Raw genomic sequence first — 25162 nt, forward strand, 5'->3', positions numbered from 1 at the left:
CCTCATTCGGTCCACGCGTACCACGGTGGTGCGATCCGGGCCCAGTCCTCCTGTGGCATCCCCCGTGCTCCACCCTGTCGTCCTCCCTCCGAGGCAAGCTCCTGTGCCGTTGTGCGGGTGTGTTCCACGTCCGTCCAGTCGACCTCGCGCAGGGCGCCGACCAGGCGTTGCCAGTGCTCGTGCGCGGCCCGGAACGCCTCCTGCGCCGCGCCCGGCCGGCCCATCAGGGCCAGCACCGCCCCGCTTCCGTGCCGGGCCCGGGCCGCCGTGACCGAGCCGGGATCGGCGCCGTGCGCGGCCTGCGCCTCCCGCTCGGCGTTCTCGTACGCCTGCAGCGCCTCCATCAGCACCGGCGCGCCCGCCTGGTGCCAGCCCTCCAGCCGTACCCGCCCCAACTGCAGCCACACCTCGGCCCGTACGGCGGCGTCGGCGGCGGCGCGGACGGCCTGGCCGAGCAGGTGCCGGCTCTCGAACAGGTCGGGCAGGAAGCCGAGATGCCGGAACCGCTGGCCCAGCGCACTGCCCACGAGCCCTTGCAGCCGCCCCCGCGCGGCCGACCTGGCCGGCAGCGACTTCAGCGCCTCCCGCAGCACCTGCTCGGCCCGGTCCACGACACCGGCGCCGTCCCGTGCGGAGGCACGGCGGAGCAGCGACTCGCCCCAGGCGACGAGCAGCCGGCCCCGCACCGCGCTGTCGGCGGGCGCCAGCCGCACGGCCCGCTCGTAGGCCGCGTCCGCGCGGTCCGCCTCCCCGGCCGAGTCGTGGAACGCGCCCGAGGCGGCGAGACAGGGCACCAGCAGGGCGGGGTCGTCCCCCGCGGCCCGCTCGGCCCGCTCCAGCGCCGCCCGCGTCTCCCCGTCGTCGGCCCCGGCCCCGCGCAGCGCCCGCGCCAGATCCAGCAGAGCCCTCCCACGTACGGCGTCCTCGCCCCCCTCGACATCCAACACGGCACAGGCCTCCCGGAGTTCGGGGATGGCGGCACCCGACCGTCGCAGGTCCAGCAGAATCCGCCCGCGCGTCAGCAGCCGCGAACGGTGAGCGACGACGACCCAGGGCGCGGGTGGGAGCACGGACGCGTCGACGGCGGTGCCGTGGCGGGCAGCGGCAGGCTCACCCGAGGCACCACCGGGCACCGGCGCGTCTCCCTGACCGCCCCCGCTGCCGCCGGCCGGCCCGCCCGGTCCCGCCCGCACGTCATCTCGCGGGGTCTCGTCGGGACCGCGCCGAGACGCCTGCACCTGCTCGAAGGCATCCCCCGGCACGGACAGACCACGCCGCCCGTCACCGAACGGCCCGGCAGAGCCTCCCGGCTCCCCCGCACCACGCGGAGCAGCCCCGCCGAGGTCACCGGAGCGCTCCCGGCTCCGGCCGCCGTCGCCCTCCGCCTCGCCGCCGAAAGGCCCGGCGGAGCCGCCCCGCTCGCCCGCGTCCTCGACGATGTCGCGCGGGGCGATTCCACCGACGTCGCCGGAGCCGTCCTGCCCGCGAGGAGCGCCGCCCGATCGGGCACGGTCGTCCTCGTCGTCGCCCCGGGCGGAGCCGTGGCGCTCGCCGGTGTCGTCGTAGCCGGCCGCGTTGACCGGCCTCGCCCTCTCCGCGAGCCAGGTCCGGGCCCGGGCGGTCACCGTCGGCCAGGGTGGGGTCGTGGGGTCCAGGGCGGTCAGGGCCGATGTGAGGTGGTCCGGTTCGGCGGTGAGGTGCCACAGGTCGCGGCGGCAGGCGGCCAGTTCCAGGGCTGCGTCGGCCTGTTCGCGGGTGTCGGCGGGGGCCGACGCGTGGGCGGCGGCGAGTTCGGCGACGGCCTCGCGGAGCAGGGCCGCGCGCTGCCCCGCGGCGCGGGCCGCCGCCGTACCCGCCTCGGCGCGCAGGACGCGGCCGAGGACGAGACGGACCCGGGCCCCGGAGTCCGGCGGGCCCCCGGTGCCGGAGGCCTCCGCCGCCGCACGGGCGTGGTCGCGGGCGTGCCGCAGTATCTCGGGGTCGCCCAGGCGCCGCCACTGGTCGAGCAGCCGCTCCGCCTGCGTGAGCGGGTCGGGCGGGACCAGCTCGGGCAGGTAGAAGCGCAGGACGCGGGCAGGGATGCGGGCGAACAGCTCGGCCTCCACGTTGCCACCGCCCTGCTGGCCGGCCGCCCCGCCGGGTACGGCCCCGGAGGCCGGGCCGTGGTCGGCCAGCCGGGCCGCGGCGAGGGCGGCGAAGTTGCGCGTGCCCCTGCCGAAGTGCCGCTCCACATACGCGGAGCAGTGCTTGAGGACGAGCCCGGCGGTGTCCTGGTCGAGGGAGGCGAGGAGCAGATCCTGCACCCGGCCGGGATAGACGAAGCAGGGCTGGTCGTCGGTGCCGGGCAGTTGCCGGAGCAATCCGCCCAGCAGGACCTCGGCCAGTTCCATCGGCCCGGTGTCCGGCAGCATGGCCCGCTGGACGAGCTGCATCACGGGCAGGGTGAGCGGGGCGGCGGCGAGGTAGACGGCGAGGCGCAGCGCGCCGGGTGAGGCGCCGGCGCGGAAGGCGCGCAGCAGGTCGTCCTCGCTGCGCGGTGCGGCCGACGGAGCGGGTGCCGCGGCCGCCGTGCCGGGGCGGGTCACGCCGGCCCAGGCGCGTTCGGTGGTGGGCCCGGTGCCCGCGAGCAGCCGGGCGAAGGCCCCGAAGGCCTCCGGGGTGGGTTGCAGCACCGGTACCGGACGGGCGTCGGGTGCCGGCTCCTCCCAGGGCTCGTCGTCGGGGAGGAACTCCATGCGTCCGCCCACCTCCGCGGCGCGGACGAGCACCCCGGGCTCGGCGGGCAGCGCGGTGCGGCCCCACAGCCGAGGCGGCAGCGGCTGGACGACGGCCAGCGGGGCGGTGCGCGGCCACGCGTGCAGCAGCCGCTGCGCGGTGCCGTTCTGCCACAGCGGCCCCACGCAGTCGCTGATGACGAAGGTGATCCGGCGCCCGGTGGGGTCGTGCAGCTCGTCGGCCGAGCGCAGCCGGGTGTGCCGGCCGGGCCCGGCGGTCGTACCGACGACGGGGGCGCCGGAGTCGTCGGCGTACAGATGGTGGACGCGCACGGAGGCGAACGCGCCGGACTGCTGGCAGGCCTGGCGCAGTTCCTCGACGAGCCGCCCCCACACGGCCATGGCGGGCCCGGTGTCCATGAGCAGCTGGACGTCACAGCGCCGGCGGCGGCCGGGGCGGGTGACGGGAAGCAGGATGCCGCTGGCGGCGGCGCGTTCGGCGGTGGCCTCCTCGTCGATCCGCTCGTCCTGGACCCTGGCGGGCCCAACCCGGTAGCGGCCGAGCGCGCGCAGCGCCTTCTCCAGCCCGAGCAGGCCGGGCAGGGCGCCGGCGGAGGGCGCGCGGACGGGGAACGCGGCGGGGGCGCCGTCGGACGGCGTGGAGGGGAGGCCGGGACGCGGGGCGGGTCCGGGGGTGTGGAGGGGGACGTGGGCGGCCGGGCCGTCCGCGCCGGACGGCGGCGGAGCGGGATCGGGCGGCGCCGGGGAGCCGGACGGTAACTCGCCTGCGGTGGATGGGCGTTGTCGCGCCGGCCCCGGCGCGTCACGGGCCGACGCCCCCGCCTCGGCCGATGCCCCCGCCTCGGCCGCCGTCTCCGCCCCCGCCTCGCCGAGCCGCCGGGCCAGCCAGACCGCGTCGGCCACGTCCTCTACGGTGGGGTCGAGACCGCCCTGGCGCAGCTTGCCGATCAGCTCGTCCAGGCGCATCCCGGGCATCCGTCCCTCACCTCGTACGGTCGAGCGGCTGCATGAGCATCTCGGCGATCCGCTCCCGCGTGAGGCTCTGCGCCCGCGGGTCGTGCTGGGTGAGGAAGAGTGCGTTGAGGAGCTGGTCGGCGGCGAGCACCTCGCCGGGTTCGCGCTCCAGGAACCGGCGGATCAGATCGGCGCCCGCGGCCACGCCCTCCGCGCCGAGGTGGGCCTCGACCATGGCGGTGAGCTGTTCCTCGCCGGGCGGGTCCAGCTCCAGCTGGACGCAGCGGCGCAGCAGCGGGGCGGGGAAGTCGCGTTCGCCGTTGGAGGTGAGCACGATCACCGGGAACGCGGTGCAGGCGACCCGCCCGCCGTGCACGGCGACCCGTTCACCGTCGTCGGTGAGCACCTCCACGACGGGTTCCCGGTCGGCCAGCCGCTCCAGCTCGGGTACCGAGAACTCGCCTTCCTCCAAAGTGTTCAGGAGGTCGTTGGGCAGGTCGAGGTCGCTCTTGTCGAGTTCGTCGATGAGCAGCACGCGCGGCTCGGCAGCGGGCAGCAGCGCGGTGCCGAGCGCACCGAGGCGGATGTACGAGCCGATGCCGGGCGCGGCCTGCGCCGCCCCGTCCCCGCCCCGGGCGCGCTCCAGCTGCACGTCCTGGAGGCGGCCTATCGCGTCGTACCGGTACAGGCCGTCCTGAAGGGTCGTACGACTGACGATGGGCCAGCGCAGCACCCGGCCCAGGCCGAGTTCGTGCGCGATCGCGTAGGCGAGGGTCGACTTGCCGGTGCCCGGGTTGCCGGTGACCAGCAGGGGCCGGCGCAGGTAGAGGGCCGCGTTCACGGCGTCGACCTCGGCGGGCCGGGGCGCGTAGCTCTCGACCATGCGGCGGCGGACGCCGAGCCGGCGGGCGCTGCTGGGGTCCTCGGGGCCGGACTCCCCGCCCTCCCGGGAGGCGGCGAAGTCGCGCCAGGGCGGCGGCGCCGGCAACCGCCGTACGCCGTCGTGCGGCTGACCCACTCCGCGGTAGATCCGCCAGTCGTTCACCTTGGGCTCCTCCCGGCTCTGGTGATCATGCAGCGGGTCCGGCCGTTCGACGTACGAGGCTACCGCCACCGGCCGTGCCTGCCGAGGTGCGACGTGCCCGGCGTTCCCGTTTCGTTGTGCACGAACGCCCTTGATCCGAGTGTGAGTTGACGATAAGTCCGGTGAGTGCCCGGGCCCCGGGTCAGCCGCCGGGGGCGGCGAGGGGTGGCGGTCGCATGGCCTCCGTTCCGTACGACGGCCGGTCCGGCGGGTCGAACAGCACGGCGAGTTTGCCGCGCAGGCCTTGCGCGTCAGCTGTGCCGGGGTCGGCCAGCCGTATCCGCAGGTCGCGGACGGGACCGTGCAGCCCGTCGGCGTGCCGGGCGGCCGTCAGCAGGGCGGCGGCCTGCCGGTGGAAGTCCGCGCACTCGCCGTGGTCGTGCCGGTCGCGCCGCCACAGCACCACGGAGTGCCCGGCCATCAGCGCGTCCTTCATCGCCGCCTGCCCCTCCCCGCTGCCGGCCGGTCCGCAGTAGACCGGGACGCAGGCGTCGTCCAGGGCCGTCAGGGCGCCGTAGTACGGGTACGTGCCGGTGGGGCGCGGCCCGGCGGGGTGGCCTTCCTCGGGGGGCCGCCCGTGCAGCGCGGCGTGGGCGAGCGGTCCCTTGCACACGCCGTGCCAGCGCCGGCGCCACTCCGGGGAGGGCGAGCGGTCGCTGCGGCGTACGTCCCTGATGACGACGGTGCGGCGCAGGCCGAGGGGCATGGACCGCTCGTCGACGAAGTCGTCGTCCGCGTCGCCGTCGCCGTCGGCCCAGGAGGAGTTGCCGGCGGGGACGCCGGTGCCGGGCACCAACTGCCACTCGTCGACCGGCAGGTCGAAGAGTTTGCGCGGCAGGAACACCTCGATCCCGGCCAGGTGCTCGCCGTGGTCGCCGAGGCTCAGCGCCCGTGCCAACGGCTCCCGCAGCGCACCGGCCAGCCCCTCGGCCCGCACGCCGCGGTCGTCGCCGTCGACGGGGGTGACGTCCTGACCGTCGTAGAGGAGCTGCACCCGCCAGGGGTAACGGCCGTCGTACATCGGCGCGCCGATCTTGACGAGGACGTCGGTGCGGGTGGTGACGGTGGGGCCGGCGGGGGCGGTGACGGGCACCTCTGCCGGTGGTGCGGGCGCCGGGGTCGCGGGCGTGGGTATGAGCGCCGGTCCGGAGCCCGGGGACGCGGGCACCGGGACCGCTGTCCCGGGGACGGGAGTTACGGGGGCAGGCGTCCCGAGGGCGGGAGTTGCGGGGACGGGCACCGCGGGCACCGGCGTCGCGGGCGCGGGTGCGGGCCCCGGCAGGGCGGACAACGGCCGTGCCGGAACCGGGGTTTCCGGTTCGCGCGGGGACGGCAGCCCGCCCACACCGCCGTCACCATGGCCTTCGTAGCCGTGGCCGTAGCCGTCGTATCCGCCGGTGGGCACGTCCGTGTCCCCGGGGAGTCCGCCGGCCACCCCCTCCAGCAGTCCGCGTATCGCCTCGCCCACCGCCCAGTGGCGGTGGCCGTCGGCCTGGCCGGTGATCCACTCGGCGAATGCGCGCAGCCGCTCGGGGTCTGTCTGCCGCGGCCGCTCCCGCAGGCTGGTGCGCAGCACTTTCGCCGCGTACAGCAGGACTGCGTCGAGGTCGACGAGGGTGCCGCCGCCGCCCGGGTCCAGGGTGCGCAGCCCGTACAGCAGTCCGGCGCCCTCCCGCCAGGTCCGTACGTCCTGGAGGACCAGCGAGCGCAGCCGTTCGCCCCGCACCTGCTCCTTGACCTCGTCGACGAGGTGGACGACCTCACCGGCGCCGGCCGGTGGCGGCAGTTCGGCGAGATGACCGTAGAGACGGGCCCGCAGACCGGCGGTGATGCCGGAGACGGCGGGCACGTGGCCGGGCAGGGCGGTCTGGATGCTGGTCCAGTTCGCGTACGGCGACGGGTCGTCGAGGAGGCGGAGGTGGTGCCGGTCGTGCGCGCGCAGCACCTCGCGCAGCACGCGCGCGCCCTCCCTCAGGTCCAAGAGTTCGTGCAGCGCGGTGACCGGTACGGCGACCCCTTCCTCCCGCCGGCGGCCCTTGATGACGCCGATGACGGAGCCGTGCCGAAGGTCCAGCACGGGGCCGCCCGACAGGCCGCCGATCGGCAGGCTGCCGCCGAGGAGCAGCGCCCGCGCGTCGGAGCCGGAGAGTTCACCGGTGCCGTGCCGTATGCCCAGTTCACCGGTCTGCAGGGACCAGCCGTACAGCCCGACGGGGGCGCGGGCGCCGGGTTCCCGGTCGCTCAGCCAGAGACAGCGCACGTCGTCGGCGCCGCTCACCCGTACGAGCGCGAGGTCGGGGAACGGCCACGGGTCGCGGAACGCCCGCGGGGAGTCGGGGCCGGGCGCGAGCAGCACGGCGACCCCTGTCCCGGCCCGTTCCTCCCAGGCGCCGGCGGCGGTGCGCTCCTGCCAGGTCACGCTCATCGCGCTCTCCCCTCGGCACACCGCGGCTCCCCCCTTCCCCACGACGTGCGCGCAGCTCAGCAGCCATCCCGGGGCGATGAAGAAGCCCGATCCCCAGTACGCGTCATGGTCCGTTGCATACCCTTCGGCCGGTGCGCCGATGCGTGCGAGGGAGGGGCGCACCATCTCGTCGAAGGCGCTCATACGACGCCGGGGGCCGGGGATCCGGACGGTACGGCCCCCGCGTCCGCGCCGTCGCCGGCGGGAGCCGGACCGGAGGCGCCGGGGGTGCCGGCGGGTTCGGTCCAGGTCAGGGACACGTTCAGGGAGGACCGGCCGCCGCCCTCCGCGATGGCGCTCACGATCTTGCCGGACTGCGCGGTCAGTTCGATGCCGAAGCTGACGGCCACCTCGACGGGGGCGGCGGTGTCCAGACCGGCGCGCAGGGAGCGCACGACGCCGCCGACGGTGCCGGCGAGTCCGTCGGCCAGGTCGATGACGCGGTCCCCGAGGCCCGTGTCCCAGAAGCCACCGCCGTCGTCGGTGTCGATGCCGGTGTCCGGGCGGCTCTCACCGGCCGTTCCGATCCGGGCCCAGACGACGGTTCCGTCGTCGAGCCGTATGCGTTCGACTCCACCAGCCATGACGCCCCCGTTCGCTGAATGGGAGCAGCAGGCTAACTCCGGAGGTTGCCGATCGGTACCGGGAACGGTGACTACTCGTCAATCTTCGGTGGCGTCCGGTGGACCCGGTACGGCGGTGACTACTCGTCGTCCTCGTCGTCGAGCCGGGCGAGCCAGGTGGCCAGGCGCTCGACGGGCACCTCGAAGTCCGGGTTGAGATCGACGAAGGTCCGCAGCTGCTCGGCCAGCCACTCGAAGGTGACGTCTTCCTCGCCCCGTCGCTTCTCCAACTCCTCGATGCCACGGTCGGTGAAGTACATGGGCGTCTCTCTCCTGCGTGCTGCGGCGTCCGGCCGGTGTCGGGTCACGCCCAGCCTACGCAATGCCGTGGGGTGGGTCCGCCTCCCGGTCGGCGCCGGTCGCGTCCCTCCGAAAGGGTGACTTGACTTTCCGTGACCGCGATATATCGTGTTTCCCGGAGGACGCGATATGGCGCGTCGTCCCACCCTTTCCCGCCGCCGCATTGTCCGGCCGAGGAGGTCACCATGTCCGAGTGGTCCGTCGCCGAGCCCCAGAAGCTCACCTTCGACACCCCCGTGCACGACCTGCACGTGCGCATCGTCAACGGAACGGTGAACGTCGTGGGCACGGAGGAGTGCTCCGCCCGGCTGGAGGTCTCGGACCTCGAGGGCCCACCCCTGGTGGTCACCCAGAAGGGCGGCACGCTCACGGTGGCGTACGACGACCTGCCATGGAAGGGCTTCCTCAAATGGCTCGACCGCAGGGGCTGGCGCCGCAGCGCGGTGGTCTCCCTCGCGGTTCCGGCCGACACGCACGTGGAGGTGGGCGTGGTCGGCGCCGCGGCGGTGGTCTCCGGGCTGCGCGGCCGGGCGGCGGTCCAGGGAGTCACGGGTGACACCACGCTGGTCGGGCTCTCCGGCCCGGTCAAGGCCGACACCGTGTCCGGCAATCTGGAGGCCCAGGCGGTCACCGGCGATCTGCGGTTCAACTCGGTCTCGGGCGATCTGACCGTGGTGGAGGGCTCGGGCCCCTCCGTCCGCGCCGACTCCGTCAGCGGCTCCATGATCATCGACCTCGATCCGGACGGCCCGACCGATGTGCGGCTGACCAGCGTGTCCGGCGAGATCGCCATCCGGCTGCCGCACCCGGCGGACGCGGACGTCAGGGCGAACACCGCGAGCGGCACGATCTCCAACGCCTTCGAGGGCCTGAAGGTGCACGGCCAGTGGGGCGCCCACAAGATCACCGGACGCCTCGGCCAGGGCAACGGCAAGCTCCGGGCGACGACCGTCTCCGGCTCGATCGCCCTGCTCAGCCGGCCCTCGGCGGAGGACGACGGGGACGCCGCCTGGGAGACCGCGCCCCCGTTCCGCCCCGCCCCGGCGCAGCCCACCGCCCCGGTGTCCGGTCCGCCGGCCCCCGCCGGAGACGATTCGGGCTCCGGCCGGGAATCCGACGGCACGGAACCCACCGCCGAGTCCACCGAGGCCGGCCCCGACGCCCCGGCCGGCGGCACGACCGACAAGAAGGTGCTCTGACATGCCTCCCGTCTTCGCCCACGGCCGCCTGCGCCTCTACCTCCTCAAGCTGCTCGACGAGGCCCCGCGCCACGGCTACGAGGTGATCAGGCTCCTCGAAGAGCGCTTCCAGGGCCTGTACGCCCCCTCGGCGGGCACGGTGTACCCCCGGCTGGCCAAGCTGGAGGCCGAGGGCCTGGTCACGCACACCACGGAGGGCGGCCGCAAGGTGTACGCGATCACCGACGCCGGCCGCGCCGAGCTGGCCGACCGCAGCGGTGAACTGGCCGACCTGGAGCTGGAGATCCGCGAGTCGGTCGCGGAACTCGCCGCCGAGATAAGGGCCGACGTGCGCGGCGCGGCCGGCGACCTGCGCCGTGAGATGCGCGCGGCGGCCTCCGAGGCCCGCAGCGGCGGCACCAAGGCGGCCGGCGCCGGGGCGGGCCCCTTCGGGGACTACGGCGACCTCGGCGGCCTCGGCGACCTCGGCGACAAGGAGTCCTGGAAGGCCGCCAAGGAGGAGATGCGCCGGGTCAAGCAGGAGTGGAAGGAGCAGGCCCGCCGCGCCAAGGACGAGAGCCGCAGGGCCCGCGAGGAGGCCCAGCGGGCCCGCCGCCAGGCCCAGGAAGCGCAGACGCAGGCCCGCGCCCAGGCGCAGGAGGAGATGCAGCGCATCGCCCGGCGGGTCCAGGACCGCGTCCAGGACCACTTCACCCGTGGTGACTGGCCGACGGGCGTGCGCGAGGGGCTGACCGAACTGGCCAAGGAGTTCGGCGAGTTCGGGAAGGAGGCCGGCAAGGAGTTCGGCAAGGACTGGGGTTTCGGCCGCCCGGGGGAACCGGACGCCCACCGGAAGACCCCGGACGCGGAGCCCGCCTACTCGGCGACCCCGGAGGACTTCCCGGCGGCGTACGAGCCGTCCTGGGCCCATGACGACCCCTCGAGCGAACCGGTCCGTGACCTGGACCGTCTCCTGGACCGCTTCCGGGACGACATCCGGGACGCGGCCCGCGACCACGGGGTCACCGCCGACCAGTTCCGTGACGCCCGCCGGCACCTGTCGACGGCGGCGGCGCACATCGGGGCGATACTGCGCGCCCCGAAAGTGTGACCGGCCGCCGCCGGCCGGGACCAGGCGGCGGGCCCGGTGCTCCCTGACGGATCACCGGGCCCGCCGCCGAAGTCGCCCCGAGCGGACTCAGCCGTTGGTGAGGACGATCTTCCCGAACTGCTCACCGGCGGCAAGCCGCTCGAAGCCCTCGCGGGCCCGGTCCATCGGGAGTTCCTCGTCGATCACCGGGCGGATGCCGGTGGCGGCGCAGAAGGAGAGCAGGTCCTCCAGCTCGTCCTTGGTGCCCATCGTGGAGCCGACGATCTTCAGTTCGAGGAAGAAGACCCGGGTCAGCTCGGCGTGCGAGGGCCGGTCACCGCTGGTGGCACCGGAGATGACGATCGTGCCGCCGGGCCGCAGGGACTTCACCGAGTGGGACCAGGTGGCGGCGCCGACGGTCTCGATGACGGCGTCCACCCGCTGGGGCAGCCGCGCGCCGGACTCCACGGCCTCCAAGGCCCCGAGTTCCAGCGCCCGCTTCCGCTTCGCCTCGTCCCGGCTGGTGGCGAAGACCCGCAGGCCGGCCGCCTTGCCGAGGACGATCGCGGCGGTGGCGACACCGCCGCCGGCGCCCTGCACGAGGACGGAGTCACCGGGCCGTACACCGGCGTTGGTGAACAGCATCCGGTACGCCGTCAGCCAGGCGGTCGGCAGGCAGGCGGCCTCCGCGAAGGACAGCTCCTTGGGCTTGGGCAGGATGTTCCAGGTGGGCACGGCGACCTGCTCGGCGAAGGTGCCCTGGTAGCGCTCGGTGAGGATGGAGCGGGGCTCCTTGGCGCCGACACCGTGGCCGGACTGGCCGATGACGGAGTGCAGGACGACCTCGTTGCCGTCCTCGTCGACACCGGCGGCGTCGCAGCCGAGGATCATCGGCAGCTTGTCCTCGGCGAGGCCCACGCCGCGCAGGGACCAGAGGTCATGGTGATTGAGGGAGGCGGCCCGGACGTTCACGGTGCTCCAGCCGGGGCGGGCCTCGGGGGCCGGACGGTCCCCCAACTCAAGGCCGGAGAGCGGCTGGTCGCGGTCGATTCGGGCGGCGTAGACAGCGAACATGGCTCGACCATAGGTGCGCACCCCGGCCGGCGGAACCAGGGCCCCCTGTGACACATACCCTCTTGCACAACCACACCCACCCGGCCCAGCGGCCCCTGCCATGACTTTCCCTCCCCCGGCCTCCGGCCAGGGCCCCGGCCGGCCCCAAGAGGTCCGGGCGTCACCCGGTCGGGGTCGGCCGGGAGGGTGGGAAGACAAGATGGCCCCGCCCGGACGGGCGGGGCCATCGGGACGCTGTCCGGTACTACCGGCGGGCGACGCCCTCCGCTCGGGCGGCCGCGGCGACGGCCGCGGTCACGGCGGGGGCGACCCGCTCGTCGAACGGCGACGGGATCACGTAGTCGGCGGCGAGATCGTCGCCGACCACGGCGGCCAGCGCCTCCGCGGCGGCGATCTTCATACCCTCGGTGATCCGGGAGGCCCGCACCTGCAGCGCGCCCGCGAAGATCCCGGGGAACGCCAGCACGTTGTTGATCTGGTTCGGGAAGTCCGACCGCCCGGTCGCGACGACCGCCGCGTACTTGTGGGCGACGTCCGGGTGCACCTCGGGGTTCGGGTTGGCCATGGCGAACACGAACGCGCCCTCGGCCATGGAGGCGACGGCCGCCTCCGGGACCGTACCGCCGGAGACGCCGATGAAGACGTCGGCGCCCGCGAGGGCGTCCTCCAGCGAACCGGTGAGGCCGGCCTTGTTGGTGAAGGAGGCGACCTCGCTCTTGACCGGCGTGAGGTCCTGCCGGTCCGCCGAGATGATGCCCTTGCGGTCCGCCAGCGCCACGTCCCCGATGCCGGCCTCGACCAGCATCTTCGCGATGGCGACACCGGCCGCGCCGGCGCCCGAGATGACGGCCCGCAGCTGCCCGATCTCCCGGCCGCTCAGCCGCGCCGCGTTCCGCAGCGCGGCCAGCGTCACGACGGCCGTACCATGCTGGTCGTCGTGGAAGACCGGGATGTCGAGGCGCTCCTGCAGCTTGCGCTCGATCTCGAAGCACCGGGGCGCCGAGATGTCCTCCAGATTCACTCCGCCGAAGGACGGGGCGAGCCGGACGACGGTCTCGACGATGTCGTCGGCGTCCGTGCAGTCGAGCGCGATCGGGACCGCGTCGACGCCGCCGAACTGCTTGAAGAGGATCGCCTTGCCCTCCATCACGGGGAGGGAGGCCTCGGGACCGATGTCCCCGAGGCCCAGCACGGCCGTACCGTCGGTGACGACGGCCACGACCGAGGACTTCCACGTGTAGTCGTTGACCAGCTCGGGCTGGTCGGCGATCGCGGTGCACACGCGCGCCACACCGGGCGTGTACGCGAGGGAAAGGTCGTCCTTGTCGCGGACCGGCACCGTGGCCTGCACGGCCATTTTGCCTCCGCGGTGCAGCGCGAACACCGGATCGAAGGAATCGAGGGGCTCGGCCCCGTCCTGATCCGCACTGTCGCTGCGAGGATTGACGATCTCCGCTGCCACTTTGTTGTACCCCTTAGGTATGCATGATTTGAGGGTCGACCACTCCTGGTGAGGGGTGGGCGGGCACCGCGCACGGCCCGATTGCCTGATACGGACGGGCACATACGCGACGGGCGCGCCGCACACGCGCCCTGAGCCCCGGATGAGGGGTGTAAAGAACCTTCTTACCGGACGGACGGCACCCGCGACGAGTCCATTAGGTGCAAGGTCACACTGGGAACCAGAAGGCCACACGAGGGTGACATGAGGCTGACACCCGCTGACGTCCTGTGACATGTGACCGTTCAGTAACCGATGCATCATGCAACGATTGCCCACATCGTGAGATCGCCCGAAGATTTTCCGGCCGGAATGCCGGCGTTCCGCAGATGGTGCGGCCTTGGTGGGCCTGGCTGGACCGACATCACGGCGGTCGGGGGTCACCCGTTATCCGATTTTGACATGGCGACTCACCTGGATGGCGTAGTCCGAATGGCAAGATGCCGTAAACCCACGAGGTCGCGACACCCGAAGGTGTGTGTTTCCGTCGACCCATCGGCAACTCTTCCCATCCGCCGGAGGAACCCACGATGACCGCAAGCTCCACCCGTCGTACGACCGCCCGCACCAGCACTGTCGCGGTTGCTGCGCTCGCGGTCGCAGGCACGATGATTCTCACCGGCTGCGGTGACCAGACCGACAAGAGCGGCGACAGCGGCTCCAATTCGTCCGCCTCGGCGCCGCTCGCCGCCAAGCTCCCCGCCGACATCCGCAAGGCGGGCGTCATCAAGGTGGGCTCCGACATCTCCTACGCCCCCGTCGAGTACATGCAGAGCGGCAAGGCCGTCGGCATCGACCCGGACGTCGCGGACGCCCTCGGCAAGCAGCTGGGCGTGCGGTTCGACTTCCAGAACGGCAAGTTCGACCAGCTCATCGTGGGTCTGCAGGCCAAGCGGTTCAACGTGATCATGTCAGCGATGAACGACACCAAGGACCGCCAGAACGGCATCGACTCCGCCAACGGCAAGAAGGTCGGCAACGGCGTCGACTTCGTCGACTACTTCACCGCGGGCACCTCGATCCTCGTCCAGAAGGGCAACCCCAAGGGCGTCAAGTCGCTGGACGACCTGTGCGGCAAGGTCGTGGCGCTGCAGAAGGGCACCACCTCCGAGGGCGTCGCCCGCACGCAGAGCAAGAAGTGCGAGAAGGACGGCAAGGGCGCCATCAAGCTGCAGACCTTCGACACCGACCCCGAGGCGCTGCTCCGCCTGAAGCAGGGCGCGTCGGTCGCCGACCTGAACGACTTCCCCGTCGCGGCGTACAACGCCAAGACCTCGGGCGGCGGCAAGGACTTCGAGGTCGTCGGCGACCAGGTCGAGGCGGGCCCGTACGGCATCGCCGTCAGCAAGGACAACACCCAGCTCCGCGACGCCCTCCAGGCGGCCATGAACGCCATCATCAAGAACGGCGACTACGCGAAGATCATGCAGAAATGGAACGTCACGGACGGCGCGGTGACCGAGGCGAAGATCAACGGCGGCTCCTGAGCCTCGGGCAACACTGAAGGGCAGTCATCGTGACTGACACTGTCGACAAGGCTCCGGCGCCGATGGTGCCGCCGGAGCAGATCAAGGCCATACCGGTCCGCCACTACGGCCGCTGGGTGGCGGCCGTGGTGGTCATCGCGATCCTCGTGCTGATCGGGATCGCGTTCTCCAACGCGAAGATCAACTACAGCATCGTCCCGGACTACCTCACGGACGGGACGATCCTGTCCGGCGCCTGGCACACGCTGTACATCTCGGTGCTCGCCATGGCGCTCGGTCTCGGCCTGGGCGTGATCCTCGCGGTGATGAGGATGTCGTCGAACCCGGTCACGAGCACCGTGGCCTGGTTCTACGTCTGGTTCTTCCGCGGCACGCCGGTCCTGGTGCAGCTGCTGCTCTGGTACAACATCGCGCTCGTGTTCCCCATCCTGAACCTGGGGTTCTACAAGGACGAGATGAACCAGGTCATGACGCCGTTCCTGGCCGCCCTGCTGGGTCTCGGCCTGAACGAGGCCGCGTACATGTCGGAGATCGTCCGGGCCGGCATCCAGTCGGTCGACCTCGGCCAGACGGAGGCCTCGCACGCCCTCGGCATGACGCAGGGCAAGACGCTGCGCCGGGTCATCCTGCCGCAGGCGATGCGGGTCATCGTGCCGCCGACCGGCAACGAGTACATCAACATGCTCAAGACGTCCTCGCTGGCCTACGTGGTCCAGTTCCCCGAGCTGCTGAAGCGGGCCACGGACATCTCCAGCACCTCGCTGGCGGTCGTGGAGATGTACTTCGTGGCGTCGATCTGGTACCTGATGCTGACCACGGTCTTCAGCATCGGCCAGTACTACCTGGAGCGCCGTTACGCCCGCGGTTCCTCGCGGAGCCTGCCGCCGACCCCGTTCCAGCGCCTGAAGAAGAACCTCCGCATGTTCGGTTCGTTCCGCCGCCCGGAGGTGGCCCGATGAGCAGTCTGAGCAAGGACGACCTGGGCGGCGTCTCCAAGGGCGCGAGCGGTCAGCCGATGGTCCGGGCCGAGGGCGTGCACAAGTCCTTCGGGCTCGCGCACATCCTCAAGGGCATCGACCTGGAGGTGAACACGCGTGAGGTGTTCTGCCTCATCGGTCCGTCCGGATCGGGCAAGTCCACCTTCCTGCGGTGCATCAACCACCTGGAGAAGATCAGCGCCGGCCGGCTCTACGTCGACGGCCAGCTGGTGGGCTACCGGCAGAAGGGCGACAAGCTCTACGAGCTGAAGGAGCAGGAGGTCGCCGCCCAGCGGCGGGACATCGGCATGGTGTTCCAGCGCTTCAACCTGTTCCCGCACATGACGGCTCTGGAGAACGTCATGGAGGCGCCGGTCCAGGTCAAGCGGGAGTCGAAGGCGGTCGCCCGCGAGCGGGCCCAGCAGCTGCTGGACCGGGTGGGCCTCGGGGACCGTACGGGCCACTACCCGGCGCAGCTCTCCGGTGGCCAGCAGCAGCGTGTCGCCATCGCCCGCGCGCTGGCGATGCAGCCGAAGCTGATGCTGTTCGACGAGCCGACCTCGGCCCTCGACCCGGAGCTGGTCGGCGAGGTCCTCGACGTCATGCGGGACCTGGCTGAGGACGGCATGACGATGATCGTGGTCACGCACGAGATGGGCTTCGCCCGCGAGGTCGGCGACTCGCTGGTCTTCATGGACGACGGCGTGGTGGTCGAGTCCGGCCACCCGCGCGACGTGCTGACCAACCCGCAGCACGACCGGACGAAGTCGTTCCTGTCGAAGGTGCTCTGACCCGGTACGCGCGGTAGGGGTACGGCGAGAGGGGCGGTACGGAGATCTCCGTACCGCCCCTCTCACGTGCGGCTCATCTGACGGCCAGCAGCAGGGTGTCCGAGGGGGAGCACCACACGGGCCGGGCCTCGCCGAAGCCCTTCTCGCGCAGCACGCGCGCGTGCCACGCCGCGGGCGGCATGTCACCGTCCGCGTGTTCGCCGTAGATCTCGAAGCGGCGGGCCGTCGGCCCGGCGAGGACCGGGTCCTCGGCGGCGAGCCGCCACCACGCGGCCCAGTCCTGGGCGCCGTCGCGTTTGGCCTGATCCATGCGGGCGTGCCGCTGGGCGCGCTCCGCCGCGTTGATCCGGGGCGTGCTGTCGTCGATCATGTGGTCCGCGTTCATGAAGACACCGCCGTCGCGGACCAGCTCCGCGACCCGACCGTAGAGGGCCGCGAGGGGTTCGCTGTGCAGCCAGTGCAGGGCCGTGGCGGTCAGGACGGCGTCGTAGGAGCCGTACGGCAGTGCCGCCGGCCAGGCGGGGTCCTTGAGGTCGGCAGTGACGAAGGAGACCCGGTCGTCGCCCTCGAAGGTGCCGCGCGCGATGGCGAGGAGCGCCGGGTCGAGGTCGACGCCGGTGCTGGTGGCGCCGGGGAAGCGGGCGAGCAGCCGGGCGGTGATGGTGCCGGTGCCGCAGGCGAGGTCGAGCACGCGCGGGGCCGTGCCGACGAGTGCCTCGACCATGTCGAGCATGATCGTGAAGCGTTCCTCGCGGTCCGGCATGTACCACTCCTGCTGCCGGTCCCAGCTCTCCTGCCAGGCGCCCCAGTCGGTCCCGGCACTCGTGGTCGCGCTCGTGGCCGTGTTCGTGGTCGCACCGCTGCCGCTCATGGAACCTCGTCTCCCCTCGCCCGCGTAATACCCTGAAAGCACGACCGGCTGTTACCCGACCGCAGACACGACCCTAGAGCCCCTCCGTAAGGACTACAAGTGGAACTGGCCTATTACTCGGATTACGCCGTCCGCCTCGTCAACACCGAGGAACCGGCCCGGGGCAAGGACTCCCTGACCTCGGTGGAGGCCGTCCGCGAGCTGTTCGGCGGCAACGCCTCGGCGGCCCGCCGCGCCACCGACGCCGACGTGACCCGCTTCCGCTCGGTGCGGGCCCGGCTGCGCGCGGTCTTCGAGGCGGCCGACCGGGGCGAGGAGACACCGGCCGTCGACCTGCTGAACTCCCTGCTGCTGGAGTTCCCGGTCAGCCCGCAGATCTCCGGCCACGACCACCGGGACGAGGACGACCGCCCCCTGTGGCACATGCACCTGGCCGACCACCCCTCCAACGCCACCGCCGGCTACGCGGCCATCGCGGCGATGGGCCTGGCCTTCCACCTCACCGAGTACGGCGTCGACCGGCTGGGCCTGTGCGAGGCCCCGCCGTGCCGCAACGCGTACCTGGACACCTCCACCAACCGCTCCCGGCGCTACTGCTCCGACCGCTGCGCCACCCGCGCCAACGTGGCCGCCTACCGGGCCCGCAAGCGCCTGGAGGCCGACCGGTCCGACAGCAGCGGCCGGGCGGCCGAGAAAGCCCAGCGCGCCAGCGCCAGCGGCGAACGCTGACCGGCGGGGCGCGGGCGGTACCGGAACCGGGCCCGGCCGAGGATCAGCTCCTCGGGTACGACGCCGTAGTCGGTGCTGTCGCCACCGGCGTACGGGTTGTCGCCGAGCACCCACCAGCCGCCCTCGCGCCGCTGCACGGCCCGCTTCACGACCAGCAGGTCCTGCTGGAAGGGATGGCGCAGGACAATCACGTCCCCCGGCCTGATCCCGGCCCCGTACTGCAGCAGCAGCCGGTCGCCGTGACGGAGGGTGGGCACCATGGACGGCCCCGTCACCTCGGCGAGGCCGAAGGGGGCCACCGCCCTCCCCCGCTCGGTGTCCTGCGACAGCTCCGGCATCCCCGGCACCTCCCCGGTCCGTTCCTCCACCAGTCTCAGTCTGACCCTGGACTTTTGTCCTAAGCCCAAGGGGGCACTCGCGAAAACCAGTCCCCCAGGGAGTAATGTCCCACCTGAGAAGACGATCACGAGGAAGGAATGCTCCATGCTTTCCCGCCTGTTTGCCCCCAAGGTCAAGGTCAGCGCGCACTGCGACCTGCCCTGCGGCGTGTACGACCCGGCCCAGGCCCGCATCGAGGCGGAGTCGGTGAAGGCCGTTCAGGAAAAGATGGCCGGCAACGACGACCCGCACTACCAGGCGCGCGCCACCGTCATCAAGGAGCAGCGCGCCGAGCTGGCGAAGCACCACGTCTCCGTCCTGTGGAGCGACTACTTCAAGGCCCCGCACTTCGAGAAGTACCCGGAGCTGCACCAGCTGGTCAACGACACCCTGAAGGCCCTCTCGGCCGCCAAGGCGTCCACCGACCCGGCGACGGGCCAGAAGGCCCTGGACTACATCGCCCAGATCGACAAGATCTTCTGGGAGACCAAGAAGGCCTGATCCATGGCTAGGCCACCAGACCCGCACTTTCGCGAGTCCGGCTACCTACCTCTCCGCACCCGGCCCGCAGGCCGCCGAACACGGCGCCCGCCGCGGTCCGGGTGCGGTCTTCTTCACCCGGCCACAAACCGACGTCCTCAGATGAGCACGCAGCCCACGGAGCGCGGTCGTCACCGATAGCGCGTCGGCTTTCAGCGACGGCAGACAATAAGGCCACCGAGCCAGGTGATCTCATACGCCCCTCACTGAGCGATGTGGTCGGTCACCAACGTGTGGGCACGGTCGACAGTCGCGTCGAAGGGCACATCGTGCTGGTCCGGCCGCCGAGATCTGCCGCGTGATCACAGCACCGTTCCCCAGGGGCGTCCCTCCCCGATGGCCGACCGCACCGCCCGCGTCCGCGAGCTCAACCTCTACCGCGAGTACTTCGAGCTCGCGGCAGCGGGCACCCAGACCATCGAGGACCTCGCCGTTCGGTGACACCATCCGTTTCCGCGTAGCAGGCACGGACGAGACCTGCGACGTCGAAGTCCTTCGGGTCACCGAATACCCCGGCTTCGAAGCCCTCCTCGACGGCGAGGGCCCGGCAAACGTCAACCCAACCGGACACAGGGGTTCGCCGGCGCTCGTAGACTCAAGACGTGGCATTCATGAGCACCCCGCACTGCTGCTTCCTGTGATCGGAAGGCGCTGAGGGCGATGCCTGGCGGCGTCGCCCTCCTCGGTGTGCCTGCTGCGTGGATCTCGTTCCCGGCGCTGCCGGTTCCTGGCTGAGGTCGGTGACGGTCTGAGCGCGCGTAGGCACGGTCTTCTTCCCTTCCGCTGCCAGGAGTGCTCCGGTGCCCGTGTCGCTTTTCCCTGCCCTCGAACTGTCCCTCGATCTGCTGCGCTGCCCCACGTGCCGAACGCGTCGGCTGCGCCCCGACCGGGGCGCGCTGCGCTGCCCGAAAGGGCACACCTTCGACCTGGCCCGCCACGGCTACGCCGGCCTGCTGACCGGTGTCCGCGCCACCAGCGGCGACGACGCGGCCATGGTCCTGGCCCGGGAGCGGTTCCTGGCCACCGGTGCCTACGCACCCATCCGTGAAGTCTCGGCGCGGCTGGCGGCCGGCGCCGTGGCCGGCCGAGCCACGGTCGTGGACGTGGGGTGTGGCACGGGCCACTACCTGACCGGCGTACTCGACCGGCTGCCCGGTGGCCGTGGGCTGGGTCTGGACACATCGGTGCGCGCGCTGCGCTCGGCGGCCCGGGCCCACGACCGGGCCGGCGCGGTGGCCTGGGACGTCTTCCGGCCCTTCCCGCTCGGCGACGGGGCGGCCGATGTCGTGCTGAACATGTTCGCCCCGCGCAACCCGGCGGAGTTCCACCGCGTGCTGCGTCCGGCCGGCCGGCTGGTCGTGGTTCGTCCCACCGGGCGGCATCTCGCCGAGTTGCGCGGCCGGTTGCCTGCGATGGTCACAGTCGACCCGGTCAAGGAACAGCGCCTGCACCGGGCGCTGGCCCCGTTCTTCATGGCCGGCGTCACCGAACGGGTGGAGTACTGCGCAACCCTGCCCAGGTCTGCGGCGCTGGATCTGGTGGCGATGACGCCGAGCGCGCGCCACCTGAGCCGTGCGGACCTGAACCGTGACGGTTCGCTGCCCGATCAGGTCACCGTCTCCGTGCTGGCCACCTCGTACGAGCCTCGGTGAGCAAGGGGGTATCCCGTTGAATCTCCCCCGGGGGGAGAGAAGAGGGTGGGGCCATGGATGACGGCACCCTCTGGGCGATCGGGGAAGTGGCGCGGCGTGCCGGGCTGACGGTCAAGGCCGTGCGGTTCTATTCGGACCGCGGGCTCGTGGCGCCCGTGTGCCGTAGCGGCGCCGGGTACCGCCGCTACGGCCCGGACGCGGTCGCGCGGCTGGCGTTGGTGCGGACGCTGCGCGAGCTGGGGCTCGGGCTCGACGTGATCCGGCGGGTCGTGAAGCGGGAGCTGTCGCTCGGTGAGGTCGCCGCGCGGCACGCCGCCGCGCTGGAGGCACAGATCGGCGTCCTGCGTCTGCGGCGGGCCGTGCTGACGGCCGTGGCCGAGCGCGGGGCCGGCCCTGAGGAGATGGCACGCATGCACCGACTGGCCCGGCTCGGCGAGGACGAGCGCCGACGACTGACCGGCGAGTTCCTCGACGCCGTCTTCGCGGGGAGCGGCGGGGGCGCCCACGCCGGCGCCCGCCGGTCCCTCACGCCCGAACTGCCCGGCGCACCCACGGAGGAGCAGCTCGCCGCGTGGGTGGAGCTGGCGGAACTGCTCGAGGACCCGGCGTTCCGCGCCGGTGTGCGGCGCGCGGTCGAGGATCATACGGACGACGGTCGCACCGGGCGGCCGCCCCGGCCGGATGTGGCCGCCCTCGCCCGGGACCACGCGAACGCCGCCCTCGCGTGCGGTATCGACCCCTGCTCCCCCGAGGCGGAGCGCGTCGTCGCGGCGCTGGGCGCGGACTGCGCGCGTCTCCTCGGCCGGCCCGACGACAGCGGGCTGCGCCCCTGGATGCTGCGGCGGCTGTGCACCGCGAACGACTCCCGGCGCGAGCGGTACGCACAGCTGCTGGCCGTCGTCAACGGCTGGCCGGCCCCGGAACCCCTCGCGCCCGCCCTCGACTGGTCGGTCGCGGCCCTGAGCGTGCGCACCGCCGGGTGACGGTGACCGTCGGGCGGAAACGGGGCCGCCCGGCGAACGGGCGTGCCATTCTGGTTGCGTGACCTTGGAGGACCTCAGGCGGCTGCGGCGAGTGCGGGACCGGATGGACCGTGAGTACGCCGAGCCGCTCGACATGGCCGAGCTGGCCCGGGGGGCGTTGATGTCGCCGGGGCACTTCCAGCGCAGCTTCCGCAAGGCGTTCGGGGAGACGCCGTACAGCTATCTCATGACACGCCGGGTTGAGCGGGCGAAGTCGCTGCTGCGGCGTGGGGACCTCAGCGTGACGGAGGTGTGCCTCGCCGTCGGCTGTACCTCGCTGGGCTCATTCAGCTCCCGGTTCACCGAGCTGGTCGGAGAGACGCCGAGCGCGTACCGGGCCCGGCCGCACGAGGAGAGCGCGGTGATCCCGACCTGCGTGGCCCGGACGTTCACGCGGCCACGCCGCCGGCCCTGGTGAGCACCGGCGCCGTACGGTCCTCCTCTGTGACGAGCGGTCACTCCCGGCCCGTCCCGCCCTACACTGGATCTCCTCAACGCCGTAGCGCGTCGAGGACTTCGAGGACTTCGGGGGGACCGTGGCGACCGCACTCATCTCCGTACTCAGCAAGGATCCCGTTTCCGACGCGGAGTCGCTGACGGACTGGCTGCGCGGTGACGCGGGGCTGGCCGGACGGGTCCGGCTGACCGGGTCCGAGCCGGTGGACGGGCATCTCGGCACCGCGCTGGACACGGTGACCGTCCTGCTCGGCGCCGGCGGCCCGCTCACCGTGCTCGCCTCCTGTCTGCGCGCCTGGATCACCCAGCCCCGGCGCAGCGACGTACGGCTGGAGATCCGTCGGGAGGGCGGGCCGACGGTGGAGATCGACGCCAAGCGGGTCGCGGCCGAGGATGTGGCGGAGCTTTTGCGGGAGGCGCTGGCGGAGGCCCCGGAGGGGGCCGCACAGGGGAACCCCGAGGGGACTTCGGGCCCGGACGCGCGGGAGTGACGTGCGGCTGCCCGACCGCCACCGCTCCCGGCTGGTCCTGATCGGCGCCGGCCGGTACGCCGACCCGGCGCTGCCGGACCTGCCCGCCGTCCATCGCACCCTCACCGATCTGGCCGCGCTCCTCACCGACCCGTACTTCGGGCTGGTCCCCTCCGCGCACTGCACGCTGCTGCTCGACGACGGCGACCTGCGCACCGTCGGAGGGCGGCTGCGGTCGGCGGTGGCCGAGGCCGAGGACCTGCTGCTCGTCTACTACGCCGGTCACGGCCTGGTCGGCGGCCGCCGGCACGAGCTGTACCTGGCGCTGCCCGACAGCGAGTGGGCCGCCCCCGAGTTCAACTCCCTGGAGTACGACAAGCTGCGCGACGCCGTGCTGGACAGTCCCGCCGAGACCAAGGTCGTCGTCCTCGACTGCTGCTTCTCCGGCCGGGCCGTCGGCGACGCGCTGGGCGCGGAGGACGAGCGGCTCGGGCAGCTGGACGTGGCCGGCTCGTACGTGATGACCTCGGCCCAGCGCGACCAGGTGGCCCTCGCGCTGCCCGGCGAGGACCACACCGCGTTCTCCGGGCGGCTGATACGGCTGCTGCGCGAGGGCGTCGTCGGCGGGCCGGAACTGCTGACGGTCGAGGACCTGTACCAGCGGCTGAAGTCCGTCATGGCGTCCGAGGGGCTGCCCCGGCCGCTCAACCGGGGCAGCGGCACCGCGCACCGCATCGCACTCGGCATCAACCGCGCCTTCGCCGCCACGGCGGGCCCCGAGCTGCGCAAGCGGCAGGTCGCCGCCGTCGACCGGGGCAAGGACGGCGACTGGACGGGCGCGGCCGAGGAACTGCGCAAGATCCTCGACGAGCAGACCCGCGTCCTCGGCCCCGAGCACGCCGACACCCTGCGCACCCGGCAGTCCTACGCGCACAGCCTGGGCGGCGCGGGCACCCCGGTGGAGGCCGCGGGTCTGCTGCGCCGGCTGCTCGCCGACCAGGTACGGCTGCTGGGCCCCGACCACGAGGACACGCTGCGCACACGGCAGTTCCTGGCGGTCAACCTCGGCGAGGCGGGGCACCGGGAGGAGGCCGTGGGCATGCTGCGCATCCTGCTCGCCGACCGGAGCCGGGTCCTCGGCGTCGAACATCCGCACACCCTGCGGACCCGGCACATGCTGGCCCGCAACCTCGCGCGGACCGGCGAGCGGTCGGCCGGTGAACAATCGGCCGGCGAACGGGAGGAGGCGCTGGCGTTGCTGCGGCAGCTGGTGGCGGAGCGCGAGCGGCTGCTCGGCCCTGAGCATCCGCACACGGCACGGGCGCGGGACGATCTGCTGGGGATGGAAGGGACGTTGGAAGGGACACTGGAGGGGACGGCCGATGGCCAAGAGCCGCAGCCCGCACAGGAGTGAGCGGGCGGACCGGGTGGTGGCCGTCGGCTTCGAGCAGGTGGAGCTGCTCCGCCAGAACTACCTGAGGCCGGGGCATCTGCTGCTGGCCGTCGCCCTGGAAGCCGAGGAGAGCGGCACCGCCTCCGGGTTCGAGCAGTTGCTCGGGGTGCCGACCGGCGCGGTCGTCGACGCGACGCGGGCCGCCTTCGACAAGGGGCCCAAGAACCCGGGACGCCCTCCCGTCTACTACACCGCCGAGGCGGCGGCCACGCTCGACATCGCCGGTCAGGAGGCCGCCTCCTCCGACCACGGGTACGTGGAGCCTGTGCACATCCTGCTCGCCCTGCTCCTCCAGGATGACGACACGGTGGCCGGTGTCCTGCGCAATCTGGGCGCCGACACCGGCGGGGCCCGGTCCCGGATCGCGGAGCGCCTGCGGTCCGCCGGCCTGCTCCAGACGCTCACCCGCGACCCCGGCCGCGACGCGGTGCCGGTCATCGGCCGTGCCGCCGAGATCGACCGGGTGGTCCAGGTCCTGACCCGGCACCGGCGCCGGGTCCCCCTCCTGGTGGGGGAGCCGGGCATCGGCAAGGAGGCCGTGACCGTGGGGGTCGCGCGGGCCGTCGCCGAGCGCCGGGTCCCGGACAGCCTGGGCGGGCGCACCCTGCGGTCGCTGGATCTCGCCGCGGTGCTGGCCGACCCTAGGCACCGGGCCCGCGCGGGCGCGCTGATCGCCGAGCTGCTCGCCGAGGTCGCCGGCCGGCGGGGGCTGATCCTCCACCTCGACGGCGCGCTGACTCCCCTGCATCTCCCGGAGGGCACGACCACACCCCTCGGTCTGTTCCGCTCCCTGCTCGAAGAACCCGCCGTCCGCGTCATCGGCGACTGCGGCCGGGCGGAGTACGAACGCCGGGACCGCGACCCCGGTCTGGAACGGCTCGTGCAGCCCGTCTTCCTCCAGGAGCCTCCCGAGGACGACGTACGGGAGATTCTCCGTGTCGTCCGGCCCCGGCTGATGTTCCACCACGAGGCGGGCTTCACCGACGACGCCCTGGAGGCCGCCGCCGCCCTCGCCCGCGACCACGTCCCCGATCAAGCCCTGCCCGGTGCGGCCGTGAGCCTGCTGGACGAGGCGGCGGCGCTGGTCAGGACCCGCCGGGCCCGCTCGGACGCGCCCTCGAAGGAGCCGCACGAGGTCACGGAGGCCGACGTCGTCCAGGCCCTGGCCGCCTCCTCGGGCATCCGGACCACCCGGCCCCGCCCGGCCGCGGCCCGCCCGACCGGCCAACCCGTCCCCCACGACCCCTACGTCTGGACCATGAGCTGACGAGCCACCGGCACACGGCGGACCCGCGGACGTCGTACGGCCCGACACACCGGCTTCCGGCTCGCG

General features: G+C 72.9%; 22 protein-coding genes and 1 pseudogene. 14 read left to right on the forward strand and 9 right to left on the reverse strand.

Annotation, left to right across the window (positions count from 1 at the left end; translation table 11 throughout):
* Nucleotides 1–2: 2 nt before the first annotated feature.
* The 5 genes from ABZ854_RS09215 to ABZ854_RS09235 form a co-directional block, all read right to left on the reverse strand.
* The gene (locus ABZ854_RS09215; protein ID WP_361206645.1) at nucleotides 3–3710 is read right to left on the reverse strand and encodes an SAV_2336 N-terminal domain-related protein; all 3708 of its coding nucleotides are present in this window, start codon (nucleotides 3708–3710) and stop codon (nucleotides 3–5) included.
* Between the two features lie 7 nt (nucleotides 3711–3717).
* Nucleotides 3718–4734, reverse strand: a complete 1017-nt coding sequence (locus tag ABZ854_RS09220) for a MoxR family ATPase (RefSeq protein WP_361206832.1) — start codon at nucleotides 4732–4734, stop codon at nucleotides 3718–3720.
* A gap of 181 nt (nucleotides 4735–4915) precedes the next feature.
* Nucleotides 4916–7381, reverse strand: a complete 2466-nt coding sequence (locus tag ABZ854_RS09225; protein WP_361206648.1) for a trypsin-like peptidase domain-containing protein — start codon at nucleotides 7379–7381, stop codon at nucleotides 4916–4918.
* The gene (locus tag ABZ854_RS09230) at nucleotides 7378–7821 is read right to left on the reverse strand and encodes a CU044_2847 family protein (protein ID WP_361206651.1); all 444 of its coding nucleotides are present in this window, start codon (nucleotides 7819–7821) and stop codon (nucleotides 7378–7380) included. The genes ABZ854_RS09225 and ABZ854_RS09230 overlap by 4 nt, the downstream gene beginning before the upstream one ends.
* A gap of 119 nt (nucleotides 7822–7940) precedes the next feature.
* Nucleotides 7941–8120 carry a DUF6104 family protein gene (locus tag ABZ854_RS09235; RefSeq protein WP_361206654.1) on the reverse strand — a complete coding sequence of 60 codons (180 nt, stop codon included), beginning with the start codon at nucleotides 8118–8120 and terminating at the stop codon, nucleotides 7941–7943.
* A 225-nt stretch (nucleotides 8121–8345) separates the two neighbouring features.
* On the opposite strand from ABZ854_RS09235, the gene ABZ854_RS09240 reads away from it, so the two are divergent.
* Together ABZ854_RS09240 and ABZ854_RS09245 are read left to right on the forward strand one after the other, a co-directional pair.
* Complete coding sequence (locus ABZ854_RS09240; protein ID WP_361206657.1) at nucleotides 8346–9359, forward strand: DUF4097 family beta strand repeat-containing protein; 1014 nt, start codon at nucleotides 8346–8348, stop codon at nucleotides 9357–9359.
* 1 nt (nucleotide 9360) lies between these two features.
* Nucleotides 9361–10449: a PadR family transcriptional regulator gene (locus tag ABZ854_RS09245; protein ID WP_361206660.1), complete on the forward strand. Its 1089-nt coding sequence runs from the start codon at nucleotides 9361–9363 to the stop codon at nucleotides 10447–10449.
* Between the two features lie 87 nt (nucleotides 10450–10536).
* Here the strand turns inward: ABZ854_RS09245 and ABZ854_RS09250 are convergent, their stop codons facing one another.
* Together ABZ854_RS09250 and ABZ854_RS09255 are read right to left on the reverse strand one after the other, a co-directional pair.
* On the reverse strand, nucleotides 10537–11502 hold the full coding sequence (locus ABZ854_RS09250; RefSeq protein WP_361206663.1) for a zinc-binding dehydrogenase: 966 nt from the start codon (nucleotides 11500–11502) through the stop codon (nucleotides 10537–10539).
* A gap of 244 nt (nucleotides 11503–11746) precedes the next feature.
* Nucleotides 11747–12964: an NADP-dependent malic enzyme gene (locus ABZ854_RS09255; RefSeq protein WP_361206666.1), complete on the reverse strand. Its 1218-nt coding sequence runs from the start codon at nucleotides 12962–12964 to the stop codon at nucleotides 11747–11749.
* 569 nt (nucleotides 12965–13533) lie between these two features.
* On the opposite strand from ABZ854_RS09255, the gene ABZ854_RS09260 reads away from it, so the two are divergent.
* The 3 genes from ABZ854_RS09260 to ABZ854_RS09270 all read left to right on the forward strand — a co-directional run bounded on the left by ABZ854_RS09260 (nucleotide 13534) and on the right by ABZ854_RS09270 (nucleotide 16258).
* Nucleotides 13534–14490, forward strand: a complete 957-nt coding sequence (locus tag ABZ854_RS09260; protein WP_361206669.1) for an ABC transporter substrate-binding protein — start codon at nucleotides 13534–13536, stop codon at nucleotides 14488–14490.
* A 62-nt stretch (nucleotides 14491–14552) separates the two neighbouring features.
* Entirely contained in the window at nucleotides 14553–15449 is an 897-nt protein-coding gene (locus ABZ854_RS09265; protein ID WP_129311765.1) for an amino acid ABC transporter permease, read from the forward strand.
* The gene (locus tag ABZ854_RS09270; RefSeq protein WP_361206672.1) at nucleotides 15446–16258 is read left to right on the forward strand and encodes an amino acid ABC transporter ATP-binding protein; all 813 of its coding nucleotides are present in this window, start codon (nucleotides 15446–15448) and stop codon (nucleotides 16256–16258) included. Before ABZ854_RS09265 ends, ABZ854_RS09270 begins: the two co-directional genes overlap by 4 nt.
* Before the next feature lie 73 nt (nucleotides 16259–16331).
* On the opposite strand, the gene ABZ854_RS09275 is transcribed toward ABZ854_RS09270, so the two are convergent.
* On the reverse strand, nucleotides 16332–17129 hold the full coding sequence (locus tag ABZ854_RS09275) for a class I SAM-dependent methyltransferase (protein ID WP_361206675.1): 798 nt from the start codon (nucleotides 17127–17129) through the stop codon (nucleotides 16332–16334).
* A gap of 99 nt (nucleotides 17130–17228) precedes the next feature.
* Here ABZ854_RS09275 and ABZ854_RS09280 point away from each other — a divergent pair, with 99 nt between their 5' ends.
* Entirely contained in the window at nucleotides 17229–17858 is a 630-nt protein-coding gene (locus ABZ854_RS09280) for a CGNR zinc finger domain-containing protein (protein WP_361206678.1), read from the forward strand.
* On the opposite strand, the gene sodX is transcribed toward ABZ854_RS09280, so the two are convergent.
* On the reverse strand, nucleotides 17762–18196 hold the full coding sequence (sodX, locus tag ABZ854_RS09285) for a nickel-type superoxide dismutase maturation protease (protein ID WP_361206836.1): 435 nt from the start codon (nucleotides 18194–18196) through the stop codon (nucleotides 17762–17764). The genes ABZ854_RS09280 and sodX overlap by 97 nt on opposite strands.
* A gap of 145 nt (nucleotides 18197–18341) precedes the next feature.
* Here sodX and sodN point away from each other — a divergent pair, with 145 nt between their 5' ends.
* The 8 genes and pseudogenes from sodN (at nucleotide 18342) to ABZ854_RS09325 (ending at nucleotide 25096) form a co-directional block, all read left to right on the forward strand.
* Nucleotides 18342–18737 carry a superoxide dismutase, Ni gene (sodN, locus tag ABZ854_RS09290; RefSeq protein ID WP_064535234.1) on the forward strand — a complete coding sequence of 132 codons (396 nt, stop codon included), beginning with the start codon at nucleotides 18342–18344 and terminating at the stop codon, nucleotides 18735–18737.
* A gap of 375 nt (nucleotides 18738–19112) precedes the next feature.
* Nucleotides 19113–19341, forward strand: a pseudogene (locus ABZ854_RS09295) (RNA-binding protein); the annotation flags it as partial.
* Nucleotides 19342–19576: 235 nt separating this feature from the next.
* Nucleotides 19577–20428, forward strand: coding sequence for a methyltransferase domain-containing protein (locus ABZ854_RS09300; protein ID WP_361206681.1), 852 nt, complete (start codon nucleotides 19577–19579; stop codon nucleotides 20426–20428).
* Nucleotides 20429–20481: 53 nt separating this feature from the next.
* The gene (locus ABZ854_RS09305; protein ID WP_361206684.1) at nucleotides 20482–21411 is read left to right on the forward strand and encodes a MerR family transcriptional regulator; all 930 of its coding nucleotides are present in this window, start codon (nucleotides 20482–20484) and stop codon (nucleotides 21409–21411) included.
* Between the two features lie 58 nt (nucleotides 21412–21469).
* A complete protein-coding gene (locus tag ABZ854_RS09310) occupies nucleotides 21470–21868 on the forward strand; it encodes a helix-turn-helix transcriptional regulator (protein WP_361206687.1) in 399 nt (132 codons plus the stop codon).
* A gap of 118 nt (nucleotides 21869–21986) precedes the next feature.
* Nucleotides 21987–22397 carry a hypothetical protein gene (locus ABZ854_RS09315; RefSeq protein ID WP_361206690.1) on the forward strand — a complete coding sequence of 137 codons (411 nt, stop codon included), beginning with the start codon at nucleotides 21987–21989 and terminating at the stop codon, nucleotides 22395–22397.
* 1 nt (nucleotide 22398) lies between these two features.
* Nucleotides 22399–23790 carry a tetratricopeptide repeat protein gene (locus ABZ854_RS09320; protein ID WP_361206693.1) on the forward strand — a complete coding sequence of 464 codons (1392 nt, stop codon included), beginning with the start codon at nucleotides 22399–22401 and terminating at the stop codon, nucleotides 23788–23790.
* Nucleotides 23759–25096 (forward strand): Clp protease N-terminal domain-containing protein, encoded by a 1338-nt coding sequence (locus tag ABZ854_RS09325; protein WP_361206696.1) that lies wholly within the window; start codon nucleotides 23759–23761, stop codon nucleotides 25094–25096. The genes ABZ854_RS09320 and ABZ854_RS09325 overlap by 32 nt, the downstream gene beginning before the upstream one ends.
* Nucleotides 25097–25162 lie beyond the last annotated feature (66 nt).

The sequence above is a fragment of the Streptomyces sp. NPDC047028 genome, from assembly GCF_040644095.1.
Lineage (GTDB): Bacteria > Actinomycetota > Actinomycetes > Streptomycetales > Streptomycetaceae > Streptomyces.

Bases quoted from the DNA above. Each gene is read 5' to 3' on its own strand.
- ABZ854_RS09275 (WP_361206675.1), bottom strand. From the start codon at position 17,129: ATGAGCGGCAGCGGTGCGACCACGAACACGGCCACGAGCGCGACCACG.
- ABZ854_RS09270 (WP_361206672.1), top strand. From the start codon at position 15,446: ATGAGCAGTCTGAGCAAGGACGACCTGGGCGGCGTCTCCAAGGGCGCG.
- ABZ854_RS09215 (WP_361206645.1), bottom strand. From the start codon at position 3,710: ATGCCCGGGATGCGCCTGGACGAGCTGATCGGCAAGCTGCGCCAGGGC.
- sodN (WP_064535234.1), top strand. From the start codon at position 18,342: ATGCTTTCCCGCCTGTTTGCCCCCAAGGTCAAGGTCAGCGCGCACTGC.
- ABZ854_RS09235 (WP_361206654.1), bottom strand. From the start codon at position 8,120: ATGTACTTCACCGACCGTGGCATCGAGGAGTTGGAGAAGCGACGGGGC.
- ABZ854_RS09265 (WP_129311765.1), top strand. From the start codon at position 14,553: ATGGTGCCGCCGGAGCAGATCAAGGCCATACCGGTCCGCCACTACGGC.
- ABZ854_RS09240 (WP_361206657.1), top strand. From the start codon at position 8,346: ATGTCCGAGTGGTCCGTCGCCGAGCCCCAGAAGCTCACCTTCGACACC.
- ABZ854_RS09225 (WP_361206648.1), bottom strand. From the start codon at position 7,381: ATGAGCGCCTTCGACGAGATGGTGCGCCCCTCCCTCGCACGCATCGGC.
- ABZ854_RS09230 (WP_361206651.1), bottom strand. From the start codon at position 7,821: ATGGCTGGTGGAGTCGAACGCATACGGCTCGACGACGGAACCGTCGTC.
- ABZ854_RS09260 (WP_361206669.1), top strand. From the start codon at position 13,534: ATGACCGCAAGCTCCACCCGTCGTACGACCGCCCGCACCAGCACTGTC.
- ABZ854_RS09245 (WP_361206660.1), top strand. From the start codon at position 9,361: ATGCCTCCCGTCTTCGCCCACGGCCGCCTGCGCCTCTACCTCCTCAAG.
- ABZ854_RS09250 (WP_361206663.1), bottom strand. From the start codon at position 11,502: ATGTTCGCTGTCTACGCCGCCCGAATCGACCGCGACCAGCCGCTCTCC.
- ABZ854_RS09305 (WP_361206684.1), top strand. From the start codon at position 20,482: ATGGATGACGGCACCCTCTGGGCGATCGGGGAAGTGGCGCGGCGTGCC.
- ABZ854_RS09325 (WP_361206696.1), top strand. From the start codon at position 23,759: ATGGCCAAGAGCCGCAGCCCGCACAGGAGTGAGCGGGCGGACCGGGTG.
- sodX (WP_361206836.1), bottom strand. From the start codon at position 18,196: ATGCCGGAGCTGTCGCAGGACACCGAGCGGGGGAGGGCGGTGGCCCCC.